This window comes from Streptomyces eurythermus, assembly GCF_014649115.1.
Taxonomy (GTDB): Bacteria; Actinomycetota; Actinomycetes; order Streptomycetales; family Streptomycetaceae; genus Streptomyces; species Streptomyces eurythermus.
The window spans coordinates 110776-119600 of record NZ_BMSK01000006.1 but is presented as its reverse complement, the minus strand read 5'-3'; the positions used below and the strand labels follow the sequence as shown (position 1 = coordinate 119600).

Here is an 8825-nt window from a genome sequence, read left to right as displayed (position 1 = left end):
TATCGGTGGGCGGCATGGTGGTGCGGACCGAACGTCTGGACGCAGTGAGACGCCGGGCGTACGGTCGGCTGCACACCGGGAGGGGGCACCTCCGCGACGGCCCGCCGATCCTGAGGGACGGCGGGCCGCGTGCTGCTCAGGGCATGAGTGCCGGCTCGCTTGCCTCAGGAAGTCACCGCCACCCACGCGACGACGGCGAGGCTGGCGAAGATCAGCGCCCACCCCGTCAACCGGAACGCGAGTCGTCGCCGGTCCCGAGCCTCCTCGCGCCTCGTGCGTCCGCGCCGTGCCTCCTGCTCCTCGATGCGCTGCCGCAGCGTGAACTGTCGGACGTCGCGGATGCCGAGCAGGGCGCGCGTGCGCCAACGGATGCGGAGCCAGAGCAGCTTCATGCTGCGATCACCCCGCCCTCGGTCCAGACTGCCCCGCAGCCGGTGCAGTGCGCGACCGGCACCCGGCCTTCCCCACCATGTACGTCGATCAGGCCGCCGCAGTCGTGCCGCTGTTCCAGGGTCCGGCGCTGCGCGGCGATGTCGAGGGCGCGCTCCAGGCGCTCGGCGGCGCCGGCCGCGACCGCGCTGATCCGCCGCTCCTCGGCCTCGGTGATCGGGCGGCACGGGCCCGGCGCGCGCTTGACACGGGCCAGCAGCCACAGCGCGGCGTACGACGCGGTCCGGCGGCCGGTGTACCGCCAGCGGCGCGGGTCCCGCTGGTCGGCGAGCGCCAGCTGCGCGCGGCGGCGCCGGTCGGCAGCGGCGATGTCGGCGTCCCGCTGGCTGGCGTACGGAGCGGTGGCCGTACGTCGGGCGGCCGGCGCGGTGATCGGTGCGCGCTGCGCGGCGTGGGCGATGTCGTCGGCGCAGGCGACGAGTGCGGCCTCGATGACGCGCATGGTGTCGAGGATGTGCAGCCGGACGGGGACGGGGCGGTCGCCGAGCTGGAGCGGGTCGCGCTCCTGGCTGCGGAGGTGGGCGGCGTGAGCGCGGTCGTAGCCAAACTCATCGCGGTCGGCGGCGTCGAGCCGAGCAAGGTAGCCCTTCAACCCCAATCCGAAGGCGCCGACGGTGACGGGCTGGCCGGCGGCGTCGGCGAGGTCGGCCCAGTGCAGGGCGATGGTGCGGAGGTGGGTGGCGGCGGTGCTCATCGTGGAGGCTCCTGTGGTGCTGCGGGGCGGTACGGTGATCAGCACCGAGGGGGCGCGCCGGGTCTGGGGAGATCGTGGGCGCGCCCCTGTCGCGTGGTCAGCGGCGCCTGGTCCAGCCGGACACGGGCGGCCGGGCGCCGACCGCGTTCACGTAGTCGATGACGTCGCGGATCTGGTCGGCTTCCGCGTCGCGGCCATCGAGCGTGAGGTCGGCCATGCGGGCCCAGAGGGCCTGATCGGTGTGCTCGGTGATCTCGCCGGTGGCGTAGAGGCGGCTGATGGGGCCGCCGTCGCGGTGGTGGCGGAGGATGTAGCGGACCTGGACGTCCTTCATGAGTGCTCCCTGCTGTGCTGCTGGTGGGTGGTGTGGTGTTCGCGCTGCTCGCGCAGGTCCCGCAGGGCCTGGTGCAGCTTCTGGTCGAGGACGGCACGCCGGGCCTCGCGGCGGGCGGCGCGGGTCTCGGTGACGTGGCTGGCGAGGTACCAGCCACCGATCTGCACGACCAGGACGAAGGCGAGCTGCCAGAGCGGCACGGTCACCCCCAGTACGAGCACAGCAGCCACTGCGCCCGTTCCTGCGTCGGCTGGAGTCCGAGGGCGTCCAGTGCGGCGCGCAGCCTCTCGTCCCAGCCCCCGGCGTCGGGGCGCTGCGCAAGGTCGAGCGGGTCGAGGGCCTCGACGTCGCCGCGCTTGACGGTGGTGACGTGCGCGGCCAGGACGTACATCGGGCAGGACTCTGAGCAGTACGTCTCAACGACGAGGCCGAGCCGGGCCTTCGCCGCCCGCTTGCGCTCGAAGTAGCCCTCGCGTCCGTCCTCCCATGTCTCGGTGAACTGGGCGATCCGGGTGAGGAGGTGGCGCTCGGCGGCCGTGGCGAAGTCGTCCTCCTCGTCCCACCAGGGGAGGGGCGGGAGTTCGCCGTACTCGCCGAGGCCTTCGAGCTTCCAGCCCTCGCCGCCGAGGTCGTAGCCGTAGGCGAGGATCGCGTCTGTGGCCTGTCCCATGGTCAGCTCTCCTTCGAGAGCTCGGCCGTGTGCTCGGCGATGTGCGTGTACTTCTCCTCGGTGGTGTGGCCGTCCCACAGGGCCCGTACGTCCAGGGCGTCGACGCGCTCGACGTGGGTGACCAGGTCGGCGTCCCGGGGCGCGATGTGCCACGAGCACTGCCGGCCGCCGATGGTGAGGTAGACGATCTGCCAGCCGGGCTCGTCCACGTCCGGGGCGTCGGTGATGACCGCGCCGTTGGTGAGGGCGGCGAGGAGGGCGACGAGGTGCGCCCGCTCGCGGTACGCGCCGTCGCGTTCCTGCTCGGCGATGTACCGGGCCTCGCCGACGTCGCGGAGTTCGCGCTCGCGCTGCTGGGCGATGGCCTCCCAGTCGACGGGCGCCGGCTGCTCGCCGAGCTTGCCGTCGATGTACGCGCGGCCGACGGCGGCGGCCAGGCGCTGCTCCACGGTCCCGGCGGCCCGCTCGGCGGTACCTCCGTCGAGGATCTCGATGGCCGAGGCGAGGCCGGTGAGCATGCCGGAGAGGAAGACCTGGGCGGGCGCTGCGGCGGGCTCGCCGAGGTGCCGCTTCATCTCGTCGGCGAGGGCCGTGATGTGGGTCCGGGTGCGCTGGTCGGTAGCTGGCATGGTCACTGCTCCTGGGTTTGGTCGGCGGGCGGGAGGATCGCGTTGTGCAGCTCGGCAAGGCGGGCGTCCCACCAGCGGGCCGTGGAGGTGCCGAGCGGCGGGGGGCCGACGGCGCGCCAGCGCTCGTACAGGGCGATCACGCGCTGCACGTCGGCGTCGGCCGCCCGGGCGAGGCCGGCAGTGATCCGGGCGCCGGGCCGGATGACGGCCAGCGCCGCGTCGGCGTCGCTGCTGTAGCAGACGCGGTCGTCCGGATGTGCTTCTGCCCACGGGTGTCCGGGGTTGTTGCGCTCGTAGATCGCGGCGGCGATCAGGTCGCGCAGCGGGGACTCGGCGGGCGTGGTCGCTTCGGTTGACTGCTCGTCGGGCTGCGGCACGTAGTTCACGCCCCGCCAGTTGATGACCACGCCGTCGTTGCTGACGAAGACGCGCGGGCCGAGGACGGTCACGTCTCCGTCCTGGTGCGGGTATTGCTGCTGGTCGGTCACTTCTTCCTCCGTGCTGCGCGCGCGGCCGCGCGGCGGGTCTCGCGGTTCGGTCGGGGGTCGGGGGCGTCGTCGTCCACCAGCTGCTCGTCGCGGACCAGGCGGTGGGTCCAGGTGATGCCCGGGGCGGGCGTGTGCTCGCCCCGGGGTGTGCTGCTGGGCCCGGTCACTGCTGGTCGGCCCCGTTGAGCCGGGCCTGGATCCACTGGGCGTCGGACTCGGCAACGTGCGCTCCGCCGGCGCGCTCGACGTACAGGCGGATCGGCTGACCGTCGCCGTCCCGCTCGGGCCCGACGTACGCGCCCCACGGCTGTGAGCCCTGATCGGCTGGCGTGTGCCCGTCGGGGCAGTGCGGGCACTCGCCCGCGGGCGCCGGTGCGGGATCGTCCCAGACGATGCGGGTGTGGCCGCCGTGCCCGTGGACGGCTTCGGCGTCCGCCAGGCTGCCCCAGTGGACGGTGGAGGGCCGTTCTCCGCGCCACCGGATCGACACCGTGCCGTCCGGCCACATGACGCCGTCGGCCACGGTCCCCTTGCCGGAGACGCCGGTGATGTCGATGTCGCGCTGGAGGTGGAAGCGGCGGGGTTCGCTCATCGAGGGCTCCTTCGGTTGCGGATGGTGGTGGTGAGGGAGGTGATGCCGGCGGCGAGGAGGCAGAGGCAGCCGACGCCGCCGCAGGCGAGGGCCGCGAGCACGAGCGCGCCGGGCGCCGTGGGGAGGCTCACGAGACTGCCCCGTCCCGCCGCGCCGCCGGACTGCGGCTGTCGAGGTCCGCGACGATGGCCTGGCACACGGCGGCGATCTGGATGACCTCGGCCCTCAGCTTCGCCATGTCCCGTTCGGCACCGGCCTCGTACGCTTCCTCGAGGAGGATCGTCATCCAGCAGATCTGGTCGGGGTCCGTGTTGGTCTCTCGCATGGCCTGGGCCAGCTGCTCGAACAGGTGCTGGTTGCTGGGGCCGCGCAGGATCGGGTGGCGCTGGTCGCCCCACTTCGCCAGTTGGCGCTGGCGTTCGGCGTCGACCTCTTCGGCGAAGTTGCGCATGCCGGGCGTGGTGAAGAGCGCGGGGTAGCTCACGTGGTCTGGTCCTTCCGGGTGTGGGTGGTGCGCCGTGGGAGGTAGAGCCAGTGGGCGCAGAGGATGGCCGCGCTGCTGGCGACGAGTACGACGTACGCGACGACGGCGGTCACAGGTACGCCCCGGTGAGCGGGATGGTGGTCATGGTGTAGAGCTGGCGGAGGGTCGCGCGCTGGCCGCAGAGGTCGGAGCTGGGCCGGGTGCGGCGCAGCCGACGGCGGCGGGTGAGTGCGCACCGGCAGCTGTCGGGCTGGGAGTTCGGCGCGTCGGCGGGGAGGAAGTGGCCGCGGGGGCACCGGGGGCGGGTCACAGCTGCCCTCCGTCCCAGCGCGCCATGAGCTGTCGGGCCTGGTCGACGTAGCGCTCGCGGTCGGGGGTCGGCAGCTGGTCGTACGGCGGCGTGCCTCCGGCGAGGCCGGCGCCGCCGGCGAGGAGGCGGGCGAGGGCCTCGACGGTGAGGCCGGCCGGGCGCTGTGCGGCGGGGCCGTCAGCCTGGGGCTGCTCGCCAGCCAGCCGACGCACCAGGTCCGCCGCGCTGTTCCACGTCGCCACGGTGGCGGCCGGACCGTCCTCGTGCAGGATGTCGCTGTCGTTGTACTCGCCGGTGAGGTGGTTCGCCCGCTCGCGCAACGCCATCTCGGCCATCCGCAGCACCTCGGCGCGCACTACGGCCCGGTTGGCGGGCAGGTCGGGCGGGAGCACCTCCCGACCGACGTACGCGGCGACGCGCACGGTGATGGTGGCGGCGAGGTCGGCGATGCCAGCCGGGGTGCCGAGGGTGAGCGGGGTCTCGCGCAGGGCGCCGGTGACTACGCGAACCAGCGGGGCCAGTTCGGTGAGGTCAGGTTCGGCGGTGGTGGCGCGGTCGGTCATGGTCGCTCCAGGTAGGTAGGGTCGGGGTGGCGCGGCCGCCCGGAACTCGACTCCGGGCGGCCGTCGTCGTGCGGGGCCGGCTCACGCGGGGAAGGGCGCCGGGTCGAAGGGGCGGCGGGGGCGCCACTCGTGCTGGCAGTCGTCGTTCGCGCAGCAGGCCCGGATGCGACCGGTGGCGTCGGCGTTGTCGGCCGTGAGGGTCGGGGGCTTCTGCTGCGGATCGGCGGGGCGGATGGTGCCGCTCTCGTCGATGACGGCGTGCCCCCAGTCGAGGTGGCCGGTCACGTCCTCGGCGATGGTCGCCGGGTAGCGGCAGCGGGGGCAGGTGAGGATGCGCTCGGTCATGCAAGTCTCCAGGGGTGCGTCGGTAGCGGTGCGCGGGTCAGGCGCCGGACGACTGCTGGGCGGCGCGCCAGGCATCCACGACCGCCCGCGGCACCCGGCCGACCGCCGGGCAGGCCACGCCGTTCGCCGCCGCCCACGCCCGCACCTCGGCCGCCGGGTAGTCGACCGGCTTCCGGGCCTTCTTCGGCTTGGCCGGCTCCAACTCGTCCTTCCGCGCCCGGATCTCCGCCAGGCGCTGCGCCAACTGCTCTTCCTCGCTGGTGAGCGCGCGCAGCTCCTGGTCCGCGGCGTACCGCGCCCGGAGCCCGGCGAGCGCGATCCGGGCGCGGGCGGCCTGGTCCTGGATCTCGGGGTCGTCGTGCTGGTCGCCCCAGGCCAGCAGCTGGCCGACCGGCAGGCGCTCGGGGTCCGTGTCGGCGGCCGGCGGGCGCGCGGTCTGGGTGGCGGTCATGGGCTCAGTGGCTCCTTCGTCGTCGGTGAGGCGGAGGGTGTTGTGGCGAGCGGCGTCGGGGCCGCCCTGGCGGTCGATCTCGTCCAGCAGGCGGCGGAGAGCGGCGATGGTCACTGGCTCGTCTCGGCTGCGGCCCACGCGTCCACCGCGCGCCGCACGCTGTCGGCTTGGTGCCAGTACGGGGCGTGTCCCTGCGGCAGCGACTCACCGGCCAGCAGCGCTCGGACCACGGTGACGACCGCGGCCGGGTCGGTGTACCGGCCCAGCGTCGGCAGGATCTCCGGCTCGCGCTCCAGGCGGCCGTCCCGCTCACGGCGCGCCCACTGCCACCGCTCGGCCGGGTGCTCCCACAGCAACACCACCCCGTACGGCGCCACGCCGGTGTCCACCGCCGGGTGGCCGCCATCCCACTCCAGGACCGCGGTCAGCATCACGGCGACCCCGGCCAGGTCGTCATCGCGGTACCGGTCCAGCTCGTTGTCCTCCGTCCAGCACTCGGTGGGCTCCAGGCCGGCGGCGGTGAGGGCGTCGGTGACGGCGGTGATGTACGGGTCGTGCGGGAGTTCGTGGCTCATGACGGTGTCCTTCTGTCGGGTGGTCGGTGGTCATGTCGCGCGGGGACCGGTGGAACCGGATTGGCGCGCGGTGGGTCAGGCGTTCGGGTGCTGTCCGCCTGCTGCCTGCAAGGCGTCGGTCAGGGCCTGGACTCGGCCGCCGAGGCTGATCTCGTTGGCCGTCGTCATCTGGCTGCGGGTCCAGTCGGCCAGGGGTTCGATGGCGTGGGCGGCTGAGGTTGCTGCGGTGTCCGACTGGAAGGCGGCGAGGGCGGGGCCGTCGTGGTGGGCGAGGATCCAGCGGTACGTCGAGTTCGGGCTGACGTCGGTGGGCACCTCGTAGATGTGCAGGCCGGGTACGGGCTCGGTGACGGTCACGGTGCGGGGGCCGTTGGAGGTGGTGATGGTCGTGGTGGTCATGGGTGTGCCTTTCGTGGTGGGTGGCGGGGTGGGGCTAGCTGGCGATGGGGAGGGCCTGTGTGCCCGCTGTGGCGCCGTTCGGGCTGCTGGTGGCCGGGGAGGCTGCGGCTGGCACATGCGTCCGTCCAGCGACCGTGGGTGCCCTGCGTGGTCGTGTCTCGAAGTCCACGCCGCCCCAGACGCCGTGTCGTTCGCCGACGGCCAAGGCCTGCTTCATGCACGGGAGCAGCAGGGGGCAGGTGTGGCACTGGCGGGCGGCGTAGGCGCGTTCGGTGGGGTCGGGGCTGAACCAGAGGTCTGGGGCGGTGCGGCAGGGCAGGAGAAGGATGGTCATGCGCTGTGCCTCTCCTGGTTGGTGGTGGCGAGGTACTGGGCGCAGCCCGTGCAGAGACCGGTGGCGCCGTAGGGCAGCGGGATGGAGCACTCGGCGCAGCGGGCGAGGGGCGGGCGGGCGAGGATCTCGGCGACGCGGTCTGGGTCGTCTTCGGCGGCGCGTTCGCGCTGCGGGGCTGCACCCTTCGAGGACTCGTCTTCACTCGGCTCGCCCGCGCGCGTCTGTGGCTGAGGTTCAAGGCCAGCCAGAGTGTGGTCGGGGAGTGGGTCCCTACCGAAGGTAGGGAGGTACTGGTAGACCCCCGCCACGGACGCTGTCCGGACCGCGTCCACTGACGCTTTCCGGGGGCGTCCATGGACGCTGTCCAGGGTCTCCAGGGCGGGTTCGGAACCCCCGCCACGGACGCTGTCCGGAGAGCGTCCGTCGTCGCTGTCCGACCGGTTTCCCACAGCGTCCGTGGACGCGGTCCGGGGGTTTTCCACAGCGTCCACGGACGCTCTCCGGGCCATCTCCGCCTCCACCGCGGCGATCGCCTCAGCGGTCTCGGCCGCCTTCTTCCGCGCGTACGCCTTGCGCTGCCGGGTCTCGGTCAGGTGGTGGATGTGCGCGGCCCAGTCGACACCGCCAGCCCGAGGCATGAGCAGCTGGTAGACGCTGGAGGCGTTCGGCCGGCGCTTGCGGGTGAGGACGCCGACACCCATGAGCACCTTCACGGAGCGGGTGACGGTCTCCTGCGAGCAGCCGCACAGCGTCGCGAGGGTGTCCCGGGCGGGGAACGAGTTGGAGCCGTCGGCGTCCGCGTACGTCGCGATCCACACCCCGACCGTGACGACGCGTGCCACCTCAGGGATACGCCGGCCAACGCGCAAGACCTCGGCCCGGAGGGCGTTGATCCACGCGTTGCGGACGCTCTGCACGCGGTCGTCTGTGCTCAACTCGCTGCTTCTTTCAGGTGCGGTGCGGAATCGATCCGGCACGGTCCGGACGATCCGGGGCGGCCCGCTGGAGACCGCCCCGGCAGGGGACGGCTAGCGGACGTACTCGTCGCGGCGGAGCTGCTCCTGGCGCCGCTTGTGCGCGCGGAGTTCGTCCTCGGTGGGCTTGCTGGCCGTGACGTCGAGGAGGGCGGCGTCCGGGCGCTGCGGGCCCTCGCCGACCTCGTCCAGCGTTCCGTCGATCTGCCGGCCCCTCCACATCGCCCTTTTGGCGTCGGCCAGGGCGGCGGCGTCCTCGTCGGACCGGGCGACCTCGCAGGAGGTGATGCGGACCTTGACCTCCGGGTCCTTGTCCTCCTGTTCCGCATGGCCCGTGTACGACTTGGAGGTGATCTCCACGATGGCGAAGACCGTGCGGCCGGGCTTCTCGAAGAGGCCGCGGCGCTGCTCGCGGCTGAGGCTGACCTCGATGGCGCCGGCGGCGGAGTCGAGCTTGACGCTGGGGACGTCGGCGGGGCTGAGTTTGGGCATGTGCTGGCCTTTCTGGATCTGTGGGGCGGACTGGGGTGTGG

20 protein-coding genes are annotated in these 8825 nt (G+C 73.2%); all 20 read right to left on the bottom strand.

Translation table 11 applies throughout. The features are described 5' to 3' along the window. Window positions 1-164: 164 nt before the first annotated feature. The 20 genes from IE251_RS13105 to IE251_RS13015 all read right to left on the bottom strand — a co-directional run bounded on the left by IE251_RS13105 (window position 165) and on the right by IE251_RS13015 (window position 8784). Window positions 165-392 (bottom strand): hypothetical protein, encoded by a 228-nt coding sequence (locus IE251_RS13105; protein ID WP_189753072.1) that lies wholly within the window; start codon window positions 390-392, stop codon window positions 165-167. Further along, window positions 389-1144, bottom strand: coding sequence for a hypothetical protein (locus IE251_RS13100; RefSeq protein WP_189753071.1), 756 nt, complete (start codon window positions 1142-1144; stop codon window positions 389-391). The genes IE251_RS13105 and IE251_RS13100 overlap by 4 nt, the downstream gene beginning before the upstream one ends. A gap of 97 nt (window positions 1145-1241) precedes the next feature. After that, window positions 1242-1478: a hypothetical protein gene (locus IE251_RS13095; RefSeq protein WP_189753070.1), complete on the bottom strand. Its 237-nt coding sequence runs from the start codon at window positions 1476-1478 to the stop codon at window positions 1242-1244. Next, complete coding sequence (locus IE251_RS13090; RefSeq protein WP_189753069.1) at window positions 1475-1708, bottom strand: hypothetical protein; 234 nt, start codon at window positions 1706-1708, stop codon at window positions 1475-1477. The genes IE251_RS13095 and IE251_RS13090 overlap by 4 nt, the downstream gene beginning before the upstream one ends. Further along, window positions 1681-2148 carry a hypothetical protein gene (locus IE251_RS13085; RefSeq protein ID WP_189753068.1) on the bottom strand — a complete coding sequence of 156 codons (468 nt, stop codon included), beginning with the start codon at window positions 2146-2148 and terminating at the stop codon, window positions 1681-1683. The genes IE251_RS13090 and IE251_RS13085 overlap by 28 nt, the downstream gene beginning before the upstream one ends. A gap of 2 nt (window positions 2149-2150) precedes the next feature. Then, a complete protein-coding gene (locus IE251_RS13080) occupies window positions 2151-2777 on the bottom strand; it encodes a WDGH domain-containing protein (RefSeq protein ID WP_189753067.1) in 627 nt (208 codons plus the stop codon). 2 nt (window positions 2778-2779) lie between these two features. Beyond that, complete coding sequence (locus IE251_RS13075) at window positions 2780-3265, bottom strand: hypothetical protein (RefSeq protein WP_189753066.1); 486 nt, start codon at window positions 3263-3265, stop codon at window positions 2780-2782. Then, the gene (locus IE251_RS13070) at window positions 3262-3432 is read right to left on the bottom strand and encodes a hypothetical protein (RefSeq protein ID WP_189753065.1); all 171 of its coding nucleotides are present in this window, start codon (window positions 3430-3432) and stop codon (window positions 3262-3264) included. Before IE251_RS13070 ends, IE251_RS13075 begins: the two co-directional genes overlap by 4 nt. Next, window positions 3429-3857, bottom strand: coding sequence for a hypothetical protein (locus IE251_RS40940; protein ID WP_229896727.1), 429 nt, complete (start codon window positions 3855-3857; stop codon window positions 3429-3431). The genes IE251_RS13070 and IE251_RS40940 overlap by 4 nt, the downstream gene beginning before the upstream one ends. Continuing rightward, window positions 3854-3988: a hypothetical protein gene (locus IE251_RS41695; RefSeq protein ID WP_267925860.1), complete on the bottom strand. Its 135-nt coding sequence runs from the start codon at window positions 3986-3988 to the stop codon at window positions 3854-3856. Before IE251_RS41695 ends, IE251_RS40940 begins: the two co-directional genes overlap by 4 nt. Beyond that, complete coding sequence (locus tag IE251_RS13060) at window positions 3985-4341, bottom strand: hypothetical protein (protein WP_189753064.1); 357 nt, start codon at window positions 4339-4341, stop codon at window positions 3985-3987. The genes IE251_RS41695 and IE251_RS13060 overlap by 4 nt, the downstream gene beginning before the upstream one ends. Before the next feature lie 109 nt (window positions 4342-4450). After that, a complete protein-coding gene (locus IE251_RS13055; protein WP_189753063.1) occupies window positions 4451-4651 on the bottom strand; it encodes a hypothetical protein in 201 nt (66 codons plus the stop codon). Next, entirely contained in the window at window positions 4648-5214 is a 567-nt protein-coding gene (locus IE251_RS13050; RefSeq protein ID WP_189753062.1) for a hypothetical protein, read from the bottom strand. The genes IE251_RS13055 and IE251_RS13050 overlap by 4 nt, the downstream gene beginning before the upstream one ends. Before the next feature lie 81 nt (window positions 5215-5295). After that, entirely contained in the window at window positions 5296-5559 is a 264-nt protein-coding gene (locus IE251_RS13045) for a hypothetical protein (protein WP_189753061.1), read from the bottom strand. Window positions 5560-5596: 37 nt separating this feature from the next. After that, window positions 5597-6124 carry an Lsr2 family DNA-binding protein gene (locus IE251_RS13040; RefSeq protein WP_189753060.1) on the bottom strand — a complete coding sequence of 176 codons (528 nt, stop codon included), beginning with the start codon at window positions 6122-6124 and terminating at the stop codon, window positions 5597-5599. Continuing rightward, window positions 6121-6585 carry a hypothetical protein gene (locus IE251_RS13035; RefSeq protein ID WP_189753059.1) on the bottom strand — a complete coding sequence of 155 codons (465 nt, stop codon included), beginning with the start codon at window positions 6583-6585 and terminating at the stop codon, window positions 6121-6123. The genes IE251_RS13040 and IE251_RS13035 overlap by 4 nt, the downstream gene beginning before the upstream one ends. Window positions 6586-6660: 75 nt before the next feature. Then, a complete protein-coding gene (locus IE251_RS13030; RefSeq protein WP_189753058.1) occupies window positions 6661-6984 on the bottom strand; it encodes a hypothetical protein in 324 nt (107 codons plus the stop codon). Between the two features lie 34 nt (window positions 6985-7018). Further along, window positions 7019-7318 carry a WhiB family transcriptional regulator gene (locus IE251_RS13025; RefSeq protein ID WP_189753057.1) on the bottom strand — a complete coding sequence of 100 codons (300 nt, stop codon included), beginning with the start codon at window positions 7316-7318 and terminating at the stop codon, window positions 7019-7021. Then, a complete protein-coding gene (locus IE251_RS13020; RefSeq protein WP_189753056.1) occupies window positions 7315-8253 on the bottom strand; it encodes a helix-turn-helix domain-containing protein in 939 nt (312 codons plus the stop codon). Before IE251_RS13020 ends, IE251_RS13025 begins: the two co-directional genes overlap by 4 nt. 93 nt (window positions 8254-8346) lie before the next feature. After that, on the bottom strand, window positions 8347-8784 hold the full coding sequence (locus IE251_RS13015) for a hypothetical protein (RefSeq protein ID WP_189753055.1): 438 nt from the start codon (window positions 8782-8784) through the stop codon (window positions 8347-8349). Window positions 8785-8825 lie beyond the last annotated feature (41 nt).